The sequence below is a fragment of the Streptomyces sp. NPDC046349 genome (assembly GCF_055587885.1).
Genome location: NZ_JBVJFK010000009.1, coordinates 374909 through 388188, shown reverse-complemented (window position 1 = coordinate 388188; position 13280 = coordinate 374909). Strand labels below are relative to the sequence as shown.

At 72.1% G+C, this 13280-nt stretch carries 14 protein-coding genes; 5 read left to right on the top strand and 9 right to left on the bottom strand.

The window, feature by feature from the left end; translation table 11 throughout:
* Positions 1 to 4 precede the first annotated feature (4 nt).
* Positions 5 to 484, top strand: coding sequence for a hypothetical protein (locus tag ACZ6JS_RS23260; RefSeq protein ID WP_469300507.1), 480 nt, complete (start codon positions 5 to 7; stop codon positions 482 to 484).
* Positions 485 to 641: 157 nt separating this feature from the next.
* Here ACZ6JS_RS23260 and ACZ6JS_RS23255 read toward each other — a convergent pair whose 3' ends face one another.
* Together ACZ6JS_RS23255 and ACZ6JS_RS23250 are read right to left on the bottom strand one after the other, a co-directional pair.
* The gene (locus ACZ6JS_RS23255) at positions 642 to 1700 is read right to left on the bottom strand and encodes a TerC family protein (protein ID WP_469300505.1); all 1059 of its coding nucleotides are present in this window, start codon (positions 1698 to 1700) and stop codon (positions 642 to 644) included.
* Between the two features lie 15 nt (positions 1701 to 1715).
* Entirely contained in the window at positions 1716 to 2255 is a 540-nt protein-coding gene (locus ACZ6JS_RS23250; protein WP_469300503.1) for a universal stress protein, read from the bottom strand.
* A 127-nt stretch (positions 2256 to 2382) separates the two neighbouring features.
* Here ACZ6JS_RS23250 and ACZ6JS_RS23245 point away from each other — a divergent pair, with 127 nt between their 5' ends.
* On the top strand, positions 2383 to 2715 hold the full coding sequence (locus ACZ6JS_RS23245) for a helix-turn-helix transcriptional regulator (RefSeq protein WP_469300500.1): 333 nt from the start codon (positions 2383 to 2385) through the stop codon (positions 2713 to 2715).
* A 153-nt stretch (positions 2716 to 2868) separates the two neighbouring features.
* Here the strand turns inward: ACZ6JS_RS23245 and ACZ6JS_RS23240 are convergent, their stop codons facing one another.
* A complete protein-coding gene (locus tag ACZ6JS_RS23240) occupies positions 2869 to 3357 on the bottom strand; it encodes an MBL fold metallo-hydrolase RNA specificity domain-containing protein (protein WP_469300553.1) in 489 nt (162 codons plus the stop codon).
* 708 nt (positions 3358 to 4065) lie between these two features.
* Between ACZ6JS_RS23240 and ACZ6JS_RS23235 the strand changes: the two genes are divergently transcribed.
* Both ACZ6JS_RS23235 and ACZ6JS_RS23230 read left to right on the top strand, forming a co-directional pair.
* Complete coding sequence (locus ACZ6JS_RS23235) at positions 4066 to 5142, top strand: alcohol dehydrogenase catalytic domain-containing protein (protein WP_469300499.1); 1077 nt, start codon at positions 4066 to 4068, stop codon at positions 5140 to 5142.
* Between the two features lie 785 nt (positions 5143 to 5927).
* Entirely contained in the window at positions 5928 to 6341 is a 414-nt protein-coding gene (locus ACZ6JS_RS23230; RefSeq protein ID WP_469300497.1) for a CBS domain-containing protein, read from the top strand.
* A 190-nt stretch (positions 6342 to 6531) separates the two neighbouring features.
* On the opposite strand, the gene ACZ6JS_RS23225 is transcribed toward ACZ6JS_RS23230, so the two are convergent.
* From ACZ6JS_RS23225 to ACZ6JS_RS23210, 4 genes are all read right to left on the bottom strand, one after another.
* Positions 6532 to 6663 carry a hypothetical protein gene (locus tag ACZ6JS_RS23225; RefSeq protein ID WP_469300495.1) on the bottom strand — a complete coding sequence of 44 codons (132 nt, stop codon included), beginning with the start codon at positions 6661 to 6663 and terminating at the stop codon, positions 6532 to 6534.
* Between the two features lie 229 nt (positions 6664 to 6892).
* On the bottom strand, positions 6893 to 7222 hold the full coding sequence (locus ACZ6JS_RS23220) for a plasmid stabilization protein (protein ID WP_469300494.1): 330 nt from the start codon (positions 7220 to 7222) through the stop codon (positions 6893 to 6895).
* Between the two features lie 122 nt (positions 7223 to 7344).
* Complete coding sequence (locus ACZ6JS_RS23215; protein WP_469300493.1) at positions 7345 to 8199, bottom strand: SDR family NAD(P)-dependent oxidoreductase; 855 nt, start codon at positions 8197 to 8199, stop codon at positions 7345 to 7347.
* Positions 8200 to 8276: 77 nt separating this feature from the next.
* Positions 8277 to 9296, bottom strand: a complete 1020-nt coding sequence (locus ACZ6JS_RS23210) for a glycosyltransferase family 9 protein (RefSeq protein WP_469300491.1) — start codon at positions 9294 to 9296, stop codon at positions 8277 to 8279.
* 541 nt (positions 9297 to 9837) lie between these two features.
* Here ACZ6JS_RS23210 and ACZ6JS_RS23205 point away from each other — a divergent pair.
* Complete coding sequence (locus ACZ6JS_RS23205; RefSeq protein ID WP_469300552.1) at positions 9838 to 11106, top strand: MFS transporter; 1269 nt, start codon at positions 9838 to 9840, stop codon at positions 11104 to 11106.
* A 68-nt stretch (positions 11107 to 11174) separates the two neighbouring features.
* Here the strand turns inward: ACZ6JS_RS23205 and rfaE2 are convergent, their stop codons facing one another.
* Positions 11175 to 12572, bottom strand: a complete 1398-nt coding sequence (gene rfaE2 / locus ACZ6JS_RS23200) for a D-glycero-beta-D-manno-heptose 1-phosphate adenylyltransferase (protein WP_469300490.1) — start codon at positions 12570 to 12572, stop codon at positions 11175 to 11177.
* Positions 12569 to 13216, bottom strand: coding sequence for a D-sedoheptulose-7-phosphate isomerase (locus ACZ6JS_RS23195; protein ID WP_469300550.1), 648 nt, complete (start codon positions 13214 to 13216; stop codon positions 12569 to 12571). Before ACZ6JS_RS23195 ends, rfaE2 begins: the two co-directional genes overlap by 4 nt.
* Positions 13217 to 13280 lie beyond the last annotated feature (64 nt).

Below are 13280 nucleotides of genomic sequence, written 5' to 3'. Positions count from 1 at the left end.
CGAGGTGCACGCTCATAGTGACTCCCTCGTCGATCTTGCATACACCGCGGCAGCGGACCGGCTGACAGAGCAGCGCGCCCGGCTGGAAGGCATCCGCACCAGGGCCACCGCCTTGCTCTCCGTGGCTGCCCTGGTCATCACCTTCTCCGCTGACACAGGCCTCTTCGACCCGGCCGCGGAGCCCGAACCGCTGCTGGTCCTTCTCTTGGGGCTGGTGTTCCTCGGCGTAGGAGTCTGCGCTGTGATCGTGCTCCAGCCGACCCCGGAGAGCTGGGCCCATGGGGCTCGCGCACATGCAATCCTCAGCTCCGGGCTGTTATCCGACACCGCCATGAAGGCGGCCGAGGCCGCCTACATGGCAAACGCGGCCGACACGGTCAACTCGATGCACCTGAACTTCTGCGGCTGGTGGTATCGCAAGGGCGCCATTTTGCTCGGGCTCGAACTCCTGCTTGTCATCGGAGCCGCCTTCCTCCGCTCCTGATCATCCGTGTGCAGAGGGCCCATCGGGCCATCAAGACAGGTGCCGGCCGCGGCGATGAAGGCGCGTCGCCGCAACGCGACTGATCTGCAGTGACGTTGTGGACGTGCACGATGGCCGGGGCGTGGTGACGGGTGGGTGCCGTCCAGGCTCAGGGTGATCATGACGGCGGTCCTTGCGTGTGGTTCCCGGTACGGGGCGCGGCCGGGGAAGCGGAGCGGTGTCCGGCGGGATCGGCCCCGGCGGCGCCGGTCGCCGGGGTGTCGCCGTCCGCGGTCACCTCGGTGCCGGTCTGGCGGGTGGCGATCAGGGACCAGGCGATGGAGACGGTGATGGTGACGGCGATGACGGACAGGGTGAGGGGGATGGGGAGCTTGCCGACCGGCGTCTCGGACAGGATGAGCTTGACGCCGGCGAAGGCGAGCAGGACCGCGAGGCCGTAGTGGAGGTAGGCGAAGCGGCGCAGGAGTCCGGCCAGGCAGAAGTACAGGCTCCTGAGGCCCAGGACGGCGAAGGCGTTGGCGGTCCACACCAGGAAGGTGTTGGTGGTGATGGCCAGGACGGCGGCGACGGAGTCGATCGCGAAGATCAGGTCGGTGGCCTCGATCGCGACCAGGGCGACGAACAGCAGGGTGGCCGCGCGTTTGCCGTTGACGCGGATGAAGAACTTGTCGCCGTGGAACTTGGGGTCGGTGGGGATGAGCTTCTTGACCAGGCGGACGATCAGGTTGCGGTCGGGGTGGACCTCTGCGTCCTTGGAGACGGCCATCTTCCAGCCGGTCCAGATCAGGAACGCACCGAAGAGGTAGGCGGTCCAGAAGAACACCTGGAGCAGTTCGGCGCCGACGAAGATGAACAGCAGCCGGGCTGCGAGTGCGCCGAGGACGCCCCAGAACAGGATCTTGTGCTGGTAGGCGTCGGGGACGGCGAAGAAGGAGAAGACCAGCGCGAAGACGAAGACGTTGTCGATCGACAGCGCCTTCTCGATCAGGTAGCCGGCGTAGTAGGTGGAGGACACCTCGCCGCCCTGCCAGGCCAGCAGGATGAGTCCGAAGCCGAGGCCGATGGCGATCCACACGCCTGACCAGATCGCCGCCTCCCTGAAGCCGATCACGTGGTTGTCGCGGTGGGCGATCAGGTCGACGGCGAGCATCACGCAGATGCCGACGGTGACCGCACCCCATACCCACAGCGGGACCGGGAAGGTCAGGTCATTCATCGCTGAACATTCCTCTCAGGACCGGAGGGTGGGGCACGAGCGGGAGGGCTCGGACGGGGCCGGGCGCAGGGGTGTCCAGGTGGCGGGGGCCACGGCGTGGACGTGGGGGCCGCCGCGCAGGGCCGCGGCCTCGATCAGGGCGTACGCGTCGAGCCCGTGCGGGCCGCGGCGGGCGGCCACCAGGTCCGCGGCCCGGTGGCGGGAGGCCAGCGCCAGCAGCTGGTTCGCCGCGGCCAGCCGCGAGCCGTTGCCGGCGGGCAGGTGGTAGACCTCGGGGATGTAGCCGGTGGCCTGCGGGCCGACCTTCGGCATGACGCGGGCCAGGACCGCTCGCACGGACGCGGAGGCCGGGCCGAGGGAGGAGCGGCGCACATGCGGGGGTATCACGGCGATCAGCAGCAGCGGAACGCGGCGAGCCAGCGCCATGCGGGCTGCGGCCTCGGCCACCGCCACATCGTCGAGCCGGTCGGTCAGTACTGCCGCCACCGGCTGGACGAGACCCGCCCGGGCCGGGCGGTGAACGCTGTCGCGATGGGGGCGGAGGAGGTGGTTCATGGCGATCACGCCTTCGAGGAGGGGCGGTGCGACACCTCCAGCATCACCCGAACAAGAATGCGCGTCAATCTTTACGCGAAAAGTTTTTCGTCAATCATTGTTCGGGTGAAAGGGTAGGGTGAATCTCATGAGTGTTCCCTCCGCCCGCAGCGACACCTGGACTTTCCTGACCAATCACGCCCGTGTCCTGTTGTGCCTGGCCCGCGACCCCGAGGCCCGGCTGCGTGATGTCGCCACCGCGATCGGCATCACCGAGCGCGCCGTCCAGCTGATCGTCGCCGACCTCGTCAGCGCCGGATACCTCACCCGCACCCGCGTCGGGCGCCGCAACCACTACACGATCGACATCACCCAGGCCCTGCGACACCCCCACGAGGCCGACCATCCCGTCGGTGACCTCCTGGGCGCCTTCCTGCACCGCGAAGCCGCCCCCGAGGTGGAACCGCAGGCCGGTCCCTGAAGGCGGGGCCGGACGCCGTGTGACCGGCGGTCAGTCCTGCGGTGCGTGCCGTCGCGGGTTCGGCCCCGGGGCCGACATCGCGGAGCACTTTTCCCCCTCACGGTGCGTCGGGCCCGGCCTCGGGTGCACACCGCAGGGGCCGCCCGGCCCCGGTCAGCGGACCAGGACGGTCTCCCCGGGCCTGGGTACGACGGCCGTCCAGCCCAGCTCGTGGTCGATGCGGTCCCGCAGGGTTTCAGCGGCGGTCTCCTCGCCGTGGACCAGGTAAGCGGTGCGCGGGGCGGGGGCGGCCAGCAGCCAGTCGATGACCTGGCCGGCGTCGGCATGCGCGGAGAAGTGCGGGACGTCGGCGATCTCGGCTCGCACGGGGACGTACTCGCCGAACATCTTCAACACCCGCGCACCGTCCACCAGGTCGCAGGCGCGCGTGCCCTCGGCGGCGAAGCCGACGATGACGGCCGCGTTGCGGGGGTCGGGCAGAGTCCGGTGGAGGTGGGGCAGGATACGGCCGCCGGTGGCCATGCCGGCGGAGGAGACGATGATCGCTGGGCCGCTGGTGCTATTGATGTCGATCGACTCCTGGACGGTGCGCGCGGCCAGGAACGGCTCCGGGCTGATGGCGGCCTGACCGGCGGCGAGGATCTCGGGGCGCAGTTCGGGGGAGTGCGCCCGTACGGCGTCGCGGTAGACGTCGAGGGCAGCCAGTTCGTGCAGGACGACCTCGGTCCGTCGCTCACGGCGTGGTCGACATCGTCATCGACGTAGAGCGGCTTGGCGGGCCGGTGCTTGGACCAGCCGTGCCGGTTGGCGTGCTCGGCAGCCTCCATCTGCCACTTCGAGCTGTCGCGGAGCACGATCTCGGCGAGGCGGGCGGTGGCGGCGCTGGTCAGGATGGGTCCGCGGAAGCCGTGTCGGACCAAGCGGGGCGGGTAGCCGCAGTGGTCGAGGTGGGCGTGGGTGACGACGACGGCGTGGATGTCCGCGGCGTCGCAGGGCAGCTTGGCCCAGTTGCGGCGGCGCAGGTCCGCGACACCCCTGGAAGAGGCCGCAGTCCACGAGGATCCGGGCGTGGTCGCTCTCGACGAGGAACTTGCTGCCGGTGACCGTCCTGACACCCGCCTAGGAACCTCAGCAGAGCAGGGCGGGGAGATGGAGACGGGGCCGGCTGGGACATGGCAGCGGCCCTCCTTCCGGGGACGGATGCCTGCTTCCACCGACCCATCCGCCACGATGCGCCCACGAGACCCGACCGGGCCCCTAGGTAGGGGCCGACCGGCCCAAGCGCTGCGGAGGCGCGGGGACGCAGCCTGGCTGTGACCCCATATCGCCCAGCACAGAGAGGCCGCAGCCATGAAGGCACTCGTCTTCGAAGGCCCGGGGCGGACATCCTGGCAGGACGTCCTGGACCCTTCCGTCAAGGACGCCGCCGACGCGATCGTCCGGGTCGACGCCGTCACCATCTGCGGCACCGACCTGCACATCATCAAGGGCGACGTCCCCGAAGTGGCTCCCGGACGGATCCTGGGCCACGAGGCCGTGGGCACCGTCGTCGAGACCGGCGGCGACGTCCGCAGCGTGCGTCCCGGCGACCGCGTCCTGATCTCCTGCATCTCCGCCTGCGGCCGCTGCCGCTTCTGCCGCGAAGGGCACTACGGACAGTGCCGCGGAGGCGGCGGCTGGGTCCTGGGCCACACCATCGACGGCACCCAGGCCGAATACGTACGCGTTCCCTTCGCCGACTTCTCCGTCCACCCGCTTCCCAGCGCTCTGGCCGGCCACGAGGCCGTCCTGCTCGCGGACATCTTCCCCACCTCGTACGAGGTGGGCGTCCTCAATGGTGCCGTGCGCCCCGGCGACACGGTCGTCGTGGTCGGGGCCGGACCCATCGGGCTGGCCGCCATCGCCACGGCACAGCTCTACAGCCCGTTCCGCATCGTCGCCGTCGACCTCGCGGCCTCCCGCCTGGCAGCAGCCCGGGATCTGGGGGCCGATGCGACCGTGAGCGCCCAGGAGGCGCCGGAGCAACTGGTGGAGGACCTCACCGGCGGGATCGGCGCGGACGTCGTCATCGAGGCCGTCGGTGTGCCCGAGTCGTTCGAGATGTGCACCCGCATGGTCCGCCCGGGCGGACATGTCGCCAACATCGGCGTCCACGGCAAGCCCGCCGTCCTCCACCTCGAAGACCTGTGGATCAAGGACGTCACCATCACCACCGGCCTCGTCGACACCTCCTCCACGCCCATGCTGCTGCGCATGATGGCCGCCGGCCGCTTCCCCGGCACCGCGATGGTCACCCACCGTTTCGAGCTCGACCAGATGGAAGAGGCGTACGACGTCTTCTCGCACGCCGGCGAAACCGGCGCCCTCAAGGTCGTGCTCGGCGGACCGCAGCACGACACGGTCGTCGTACCGCCCCAGGAACAGTGAGTGCACGCCGCGGACCTCGGAGTCTTCTTCGACGCCGTGCTGGACGGTCAGGACGCAGCCGCACTGGCCCCGCCGGGAAAGCCGGCCCCGCTCTCTGCCTCGAAGCCGTAGGCCGCTCGGCACGGCGTCGGCGCGTGGGGGCCGACCGGCCCTGCTGAGCGGCTCGGGCGGGGCCCAGTCCGACATTCGGTCGGGACGCTCGTCCGCCTCGCGGACGCGCTCGACACCACCGTCGATGCCCTGGCCGGCACGGACCCCGCTCACGATCCTGGGCCACTGGCCGGGTCGCCCTACGCGCAGCAGCCGCACGTCCTGGACCTGCGAAAGGGGAGTCGGCCGGCATGACCGCCGCTCGCAAGTGGCACGCCCGGCTGCTGGACGTGAGCGCCGGACCGGCACACGACGGTTCGGAAGACCAGTGGGCGCGCAGCGATCTGCGGCTGAGGCGCTCTCAGCGGCAGATCGCTGCCGTTCTCGCGGCCGAGGCGGCCTCTTCGTGCTCCTGGCCTTCGGATCCACTGACCACACGCCCCCGACGCCACCCACTGGGCGATGCCTGCGGCCTTTTGCTTCCTGTTCGTTGCCCTGGCCCTCGCAGGCCTTTACGTGATCAGGCGCCGGACCTGTGAGCGTGGGCGCCGCATCCTGACCAGCGGGCATCGTCGTCGGAACCCCCGCCACGAAACGGACAGAGCGCTTTGCCTCCGGGTCGTGTACGGACGGGTCGGCCGGGCAGGCGCCCTACAGCCACTGACAAGTCATCCGAGGTACGAGGAGGGATCACCGTGACCACCGCCCGGGAGATCATGACAGCGGATGCCACCTGCATCGGCGCGCAGGAGACGGTGCTGGAGGCGGCGAAGAAGATGGCCTCGCACGGAGTCGGCGCGCTGCCGATCTGCGGGGACGACCAGAAGCTGAAGGGGATGCTCACCGACCGGGACATCGTCGTGAAGGTCCTCGCCGCGGGCAAGGACCCCGCGCAGGTGAAGGCCGGCGAACTGGCGCAGGGAGAAGCGGTCACGATCGGCGCCGACGACGAGGCCGATGAGATCCTGCGGACCATGAGCGAGCACCAGGTCCGCCGTCTGCCGGTCATCGACGGCCACACTCTCGTCGGGATCGTCGCGCAGGCCGATGTCGCCCGCTCGCTGCCCGATCCGCAGGTCGGCGATCTCCTCGAAGCCCTTTCCGTCTGACGGGGGTACCGCAGCAGTCGGCTGCCGCCGACCGGGAACCCGGCCGGCGGCCAGTCGGCGTGCTCGGGCGTCCGGCCGCCGCCGTGCGCGGGCCTCAGCCGGCCGGGGCGACGGGCCTCGGGCAGGCCGGCTGTCCGTATGCCGCCGAGCGCCGTGAGGTGGACGCGGACGTGGGTGAGGGGACCTCTCTTCAGGGTGGCGTGGCCCCGACGTACGCCTCCTCCTGCCCGTCGGCCTCGGGAGGCATCCGGAAAACCATCAGCCGCTCGAAGCTGCTCGGGGTGGCGCAGCAGATCTCGGGACGGGTCAGGCCCGCTTCCACGTCCAGCTCCAGGACCGGGGAGGGGCCTTCGGCCGGGCGGCCCCTCGCTCGGGGGCGTACGTGCGCGACGACGGCCGTACAGCCGTCAGATGGGTGGGGGCAGGACGGGCTCGAGGCGGGTGGAGCGGCGGTGCGGCGTGCGCGCCGCACGGGCGCCCCCACCCGGCTGACTCCTCTCGGCGGCGCGGCGCCGCGAACCGCCGGGGGAAGGGACAACTCCCTCTGGCCGTCAGTGGCCCAGAGCGTTCTTGAGCTGCTGCTTGGTCATCGTCGAGCGGCCCTCGATGCCTCGCTTCCTCGCCTCCTGGTAGAGGTCGTCCTTGGTGCGTTCGGAGGAGCTGCCGCTGCCTCGGGACTTCTCACCGCCCCGTTGCGAGGCGGACTTGCCCTGAGTGGAGCTGCGGCTCGCCGTCTTGCTCTCCCCCGAGCGTGCGCGCTCCTTGTTCACCGTGCGGGAGGCCATCTCCTTCGCACGGCCCTCCGACATACCGCGCTTCTCACCCGACTCCTTGATGTGCTCGTACTGGCGCTCGCGCTTGGGGCTTGATCCTCGAGGCACGACGTAACCCTTCATCGACGATCCGGTGTCACGGTCATGGTGCGGGTGACACGATCGTGCCGCATCTCGCGCGGGCCGAGCGGGCGTCCCGATGCGCTGCCGGGAAAGGCGATCGCCGGCGTTCATCCTCCGAAGCCGACACCTCGCTGTGGCCGTGCGGGGTGCTTCCCATCGCCGGTTGAGCCCTTGCCTGCGGAACCCGGGTCCGCCATGGCGCGGTGGACCTCTGCCTTGACGCGGTCGGGCAGGACGCGCTGGGCCAAGCCCTGCGCCTTCGTCTTCCAGGAGCCGGCGACGACCTTGTCCTTGCCGGCCATCATCGCCTCGAAGCCCTGAGCGGCCACCTGGGCGGGATCGTCCTTGTCCGACCGGCCGACCTTGGTGTCCAGCATGTCGGCCCGTTCGAAGAACTCCGTCTCGGTCGGACCGGGCATCAGCGAGGTGACCGTGACTCCGGTGTCTTTCAACTCGTTCTGGAGTGCCTGTGCGAAAGACTGGAGGAACGATTTGCTCGCGTTGTACACGGCCTGGAAGGAGCCGGGCATGGTCGACGCGACCGATGATGTGATGAGTATCCGCCCCTCACCGTCCTCCACCATGTCCGGCAGCAGCCGCTTCGCCAGGCGGACCGTGGACGTGATGTTCAGGTCGATGATCTTCAATTCGTCCGCCAGATCGGTTGCCAGGAAGGGGCCGCCCTGCCCGACACCGGCGTTCAGCGCCGCAGCCGCGACGGGCCGTCGGGTGGCCGTGATGGCACGGTGGAGCTGCTCGACGCCCTCCCCGGTGGTCAGATCCGTCCGGACGGCCTCCACGCCCGTGCCCTGCTTGCGCAGCGTGGCGGCGGCGGAGGCGATGGCGGCGTCCTCCGCCGCGATGACCAGGTCATAGCCGTGTTCGGCGAATTGTCTGGCCAGCTCGTATCCGATGCCGCTCGATGCGCCGGTGACCACTGCCAGGGGGTTGACCGCGTCCATGTCGGGCGCCTACCCGGGCAGGCCCGTCCAACCGGTTCTCCGCCACCTGATTCGGCGCCGCCACCTTGCCCGACCGTTCACGGGCAGTGGCCGAGAACCGCCTCGACCACCTGGCCGACGGTGATGCGCAGGAGTCGGGCGTCGGGCAGCGGGGCGTGTGCGTCGCCCGGCCGCAACGGGTCCTCGCCCGCGCGGGGACACCAGAGCGCCCGGTGTTTCGCGTGAGGCGGCGGGCCCCACAGGCGGGGGGCCACAGGGCCGAAGAGGACGACGGACGGTGTACCCAGGGCCGTGGCGAGGTGCGCCAGACCCGTGTCGCCCACCAGGACGCATCGCGCGCCGGCCACCAGCGCGCAGAGCTCGTGGAAGGGCACGTCACCGGAGCCGCCGATCACCGCCTCGCGCGGCAGCCCGGCGTCACACGCCACCCGCCGCGCCAGCGCCCCCTCGCCCGCGCCGGCTGTGACGACCACGTCCTCGCCCGCCCGGCGCAGGGCACGTACGACCGCTGCGAACCGTTCCGGGGGCCACCGGCGTGAACCGGCATCGGCCCCGGGGTGGACGACGACGGCACCCGGGACGGGTGAGGCACACGGCGGGGCGGCGATCGAGAGGTCCATGGGGTCGGCGTCGATGCCGTACCAGCGCAGCAGGCGGCACCAGCGCTCCCGCTCGTGCTCGTCGTCGCGCCACTCGGGGCCGACGACCTCCGGGGTCTGCGCGTGCCGGTAGGCAAGGAGCCGGCGGGGCCGCAGCCGTTGGAGGAGCAGATGGCTGGGCGGCCCGTTCCCGTGCAGGTCCACCGCCAGCTCAGGAGGCGGTCCCGGCCAGCTCAGTTCGGAGGGAACGCCGCGGCCTCGCGCGGTCGTGGGCAGCACACGGTCCACGAGGCCGGTGGCGACCGCGACGGTGGTCAGCCGGGCGGGTGCCGCCAGGACGATGTCGCACCCCGGCATGCTCCTGCGCAGCGCCCGCAGGCAGGGCACCACCGTCAGCAGGTCGCCGAGGCCCAGGGCCCGCAGGACCAGCAGCTGCGGGCGGCCGTCCGCGGGCACCCGCCGCGCCTGAGCGGGGCCCGCTGCGTCGTGCGCACTCATGAGGTCCTTCCCCAGCTGGCAGGGCCGCTCGCCCGGCTGCTGTCGCCAGGATGAAGATCTGCACCTGCGGCCTCCCACCCGCGTCGCCGCAGGGCGGCTGCGACCGCGGGAAGCCGCGTCGCGCGGCTGCCGCACTCCACTGTCCCGAGGACGGTCCTGCGGGGCACGCCGGGTTGGTCCGCAAGGTGTGCGGCCGGCTCGGGACGGCCGCTGTGAGCAAACACACCGGCTGCCCCCTCGGCCTTGGCAGTCCAGGGCGCGGGCCCCGCGAACGGGCCGCCGGACGTCTCAGGCCGCCCGCGCGGGCAACAGGTTCTGCCACCATGGTCCGCGGAACCGTTCCTCCCCCTTCTGCTGCCGGGCGTCGCCGCGCGCGCCGGCGGTGCGGAGCGCCCGTTCCCCGCCCCGCCTTCCGCCTCTTGCGCTTCGCGCTCCGTCCTGGGTCCCGCCTGTGTCTGTCACTGTCTCCGCGCCCTCCTCCGCGTCCTCCTCCGCCCCCAGCCACGACCGCTCTCCGTGGCGGTCGCTCCGCTACCGCAGCATGCGCTGGTGGGCCGTCGCGAACTTCGTGTCCAACGCGGGCACGTGGATGCAGCTGACGGTGCAGAACCTCCTGGTCCTCCAGATCACGGGATCGGCCGCCGCCACCGGTCTGTCCGTCTCCATCCAGATGGCACCCGGCCTGCTCCTCGGGCTGGCAGGCGGCGCGGCCGTCGATCGCTGGCCCCGCAAGCTGACCGCCGCCGTCGCTCAGGCCCTGCTCGGTGCGGTGGCGCTGGTGACGGCCGTGCTCGTCGCGCTGGGCCGCCTCGACCTCCCGGTGCTGCTGGCGCTCGCCGCGGTGACCGGACTGATAGCCACGGTCGACGGTCCCGCGTGCGCGTTGCTCGGCAACGATCTCGTTCCCGCCCCGGACGTGCCGTCCGCCATCGGAGTGGGCTCGCTGGTCCACAGCGCCGGGCGGCTCGCGGGCGCCGCCCTCGCCGGCGTGGCCGTCGGCTTCCTGGGGACGGCGGCGGCCTACGCGGCCAACGGGGTGTCGTTCCTCTTCGTCGCCTGTGTGATCCCCTTCCTCAAGGCGGCACGCCCCTTGGCGGCAACCGGGTCGGGGGTACCCGCTCCCGCCGCGCAGCCGGCGCCGGAAGCGGTTGAGGCTCGGGGCATGAGCGCCAGGGAGGGACTCGCGTTCTTCATGCGGCGTCCCCGACTGGTCGCCCTCGCCGCGCTCAACGGGGTCAGTGCACTGTTCGGCCGCAACTATTCCCTCACCCTGGTGGTGCTGGTCACCGGTCCCCTCGCCGGTGACGCGGGTTCCTTCAGCAAGGTTTCCACGGTGCTGGCCGCCGGCGGGATCGTCGGTGCGATCCTGGGCGCCCGGCTGCGCAAGCCCAGCGTCCGCATGGTGGCCGTCCTGACCCTGGCCGGGGCGCTCCTGCAGATTCTCGCCGGACTGGCCCCCTCCCTCCTGGTGCTGCTGGTCCTGGTCCTGCCCATGGCGGTGGCGGAATCAGTCGGGGACACCGCACAGTCCACCGTGCTCCAGACCGACCCGCCCGCCGAGATGAGGGGCCGGGTACTCGGTGCCTGGTCCAGCATCCGCACCGTGTGGGGCCTGGCGGCGCCGCCGATGCTGGGACTGTTCATGGAGCTGGCCGGCGTCCGGGTCACGCTGATCGCGGGCGGGCTGGCCGTCGCCACGTTCGTGACCACGGGATATCTGCTGAGAGGCCGCAGGCCCCGCAGCGGGGCGTTCATTTCCGTGCCCGATGCGGTCGTGCCCGCCCGTGCCCGGCTGAGCACCGCGGCCTGATCACCGCGGGCGCGAGGCGTACGAGGCCCGGCTGCGACCGGGACCGGGCGCGTGCCGTCCCGGCACGCTCAGGGCCCGGGCCGGGCCACCGAGGCGGCCCGGGCCGCGCGATCGGCGAGACCGGTCGTGGAACGGCCGTCGAGATAGGGCAGGACGACGGCCTGACCCCCCCAGGCGCGCAGCGCCCGCGCCTCGGGGAGATCGTCGGCCGAGTAGTCGCCGCCCTTGACCCACACGTCCGGCCGTAGCAGGCCCAGCAGTGTCTCGGGCGTGTCCTCCTCGAAGGCCACGACGGCGTCGACACTGCCGAGGGCCGCCAGCACCCGTACCCGGTCCTCCAACGGGTTCAGGGGGCGCCCCGGCCCCTTGAGCCGTCGCAGTGAGTCGTCCGAGTTCACGCAGACGATCAGACAGTCACCGATCCGCCGCGCGCTGTCCAGCAGGCCGACGTGTCCTGCGTGCAGCAGGTCGAAGCAGCCGCCCGTGGCGACCACCGTGCCGCCGCGAGCCCGTACGCCGGCGGCCAGCGCGAAAGCGTCGCCGCCCGGAGGGCGGACGAGGCCGGTCTCGGCGGCTGTTCGCCACAGGGCGGGATCACCGGCCCCGCCGGCCGCCACGAAGGCCGCGGCAGCCGCCACCGCCAGCTGTACCGCCTCCTCCGGGAGGCCCCCGTCCGCGAGTGCGCAGGCCGCCACGGCGGCGAAGCAGTCGCCCGCTCCGCACGGATCGCCCACGGCCCGGTAGGGGGAGGGTACGAGCATCGGCGCCGTGGACAGGGGCCGGGTGAGCAGGGCCCCCCGCTCGCCGAGGGTGACGGCCACGGCAGCGGCGCCCCAGCGCTGCGCCAGCTCCGCGCCGCGCCGGGCGTGCGCCGCCAAGGAGCTTCCGTCATCGGGGCACAACACGGTCGCCTCCGCCGCGTTCGGTGTCACCAGACGTGCGCCGGGCACCGGAGGTCCGCCCCGCGGGTGCGGGTCCCACACCAGAGGGACGCGGCGCGCGGTGCCGGTCAGCAGGGGCCGGAGTGCCTCCGCCGTGCCCCTGCCGTAGTCCGCGACCAGGACGGCGTGCGCATGGGCCAGTGCCCGGGCCACGGCAGCGCTGACGGGGCCGACCTCGCCGCCGCCCCGGTCGATCCGGACGAGGGGGCGGCCGTCGGCCAGTACTCGCGTCTTGACCGGCAGGGAGCCTTCCAGAGGAAGCTCCACCAGCCGGACACGGCCGCTCAGTGCCTCCCGCACGCGGTCGCTGGCACTGTCCTCGCCCAGTGCCGTGACCAGGACGACTTCGCGGCCCGAACCGGCGGCCAGCACGGCGGCCAATCCGGCGCCTCCGGGCCGTGAGAAGTCGTCCGTGACGTCGACGACGGGCGCCGGGGCGTCCGGAGCAAGACGCGACACGACGCCTCGGACGTCGCGGTCCAGCAGGACGTCACCGACCACGACCAGCGGTTCGCGGCCGCTCATCGCGTGCTCCGGACACGGGCGACGGCGCGCCGGGGCGCCGAGTTCACTGCGGCGGTACCGGAGGCGGCGAGGGCTGTGTCGAAGGACTCGCACAGCAGGTGCACGGCCACCAGGTGGGCCTCCTGCACGGTCGCCGTGGAGGCCGCGTCGATACACAGGGCCTGGTCGGCGGCTTCCGCCAGCGGGTTGGGAGAGGCACCGGTCAGGGCCCAGACCTCCACGCCCGCCGCACGGGCCGTCATCGCGGCCGCCAGCAGGTTGCCGCTGCGCCCCGACGTCGACAGCAGGACCAGGACGTCACCGTCCCGGCCGTGCGCCGCGACCTGCCGGGCGAAGACCTGCTCGAATCCGTAGTCGTTGCCGATCGCGGTGACGCTGGAGGTCTCGGCGTGCAGGGCGATCGCCGAGTAGGCCGGCCGCTCCTCGCGGTAGCGGCCGACCAGCTCCGCCGTCAGATGCTGCGCCTGGGCCGCACTGCCGCCGTTGCCGGCCGCGAGGAGGCGGCCTCCGGCGGGGAGCACCGCCGCGAGCCGGTGACCCCAGCCGGCGAGCTGGTCCAGACCGTGGACGCGCAGACGTCTCAGCGCGTCCTCGAGCGCCTGGCAGTGCTGTTGGGCTCCGGTGATTGCGGGAGATCGGCTCATGGCGTCGGTGCGGCTGCCGGGGGGAGCGCGCCGCACCCCACCTCCTTCGGGCGATCGGTACTGC

Excerpts from the sequence above, each read along its gene's own strand:
- ACZ6JS_RS23255 (WP_469300505.1), bottom strand. The coding sequence starts at position 1,700 with ATGAATGACCTGACCTTCCCGGTCCCGCTGTGGGTATGGGGTGCGGTC.
- ACZ6JS_RS23250 (WP_469300503.1), bottom strand. The coding sequence starts at position 2,255 with ATGAACCACCTCCTCCGCCCCCATCGCGACAGCGTTCACCGCCCGGCC.
- ACZ6JS_RS23245 (WP_469300500.1), top strand. The coding sequence starts at position 2,383 with ATGAGTGTTCCCTCCGCCCGCAGCGACACCTGGACTTTCCTGACCAAT.
- ACZ6JS_RS23235 (WP_469300499.1), top strand. The coding sequence starts at position 4,066 with ATGAAGGCACTCGTCTTCGAAGGCCCGGGGCGGACATCCTGGCAGGAC.
- ACZ6JS_RS23215 (WP_469300493.1), bottom strand. The coding sequence starts at position 8,199 with ATGGACGCGGTCAACCCCCTGGCAGTGGTCACCGGCGCATCGAGCGGC.
- ACZ6JS_RS23210 (WP_469300491.1), bottom strand. The coding sequence starts at position 9,296 with ATGAGTGCGCACGACGCAGCGGGCCCCGCTCAGGCGCGGCGGGTGCCC.
- ACZ6JS_RS23205 (WP_469300552.1), top strand. The coding sequence starts at position 9,838 with ATGCGCTGGTGGGCCGTCGCGAACTTCGTGTCCAACGCGGGCACGTGG.
- rfaE2 (WP_469300490.1), bottom strand. The coding sequence starts at position 12,572 with ATGAGCGGCCGCGAACCGCTGGTCGTGGTCGGTGACGTCCTGCTGGAC.
- ACZ6JS_RS23195 (WP_469300550.1), bottom strand. The coding sequence starts at position 13,216 with ATGAGCCGATCTCCCGCAATCACCGGAGCCCAACAGCACTGCCAGGCG.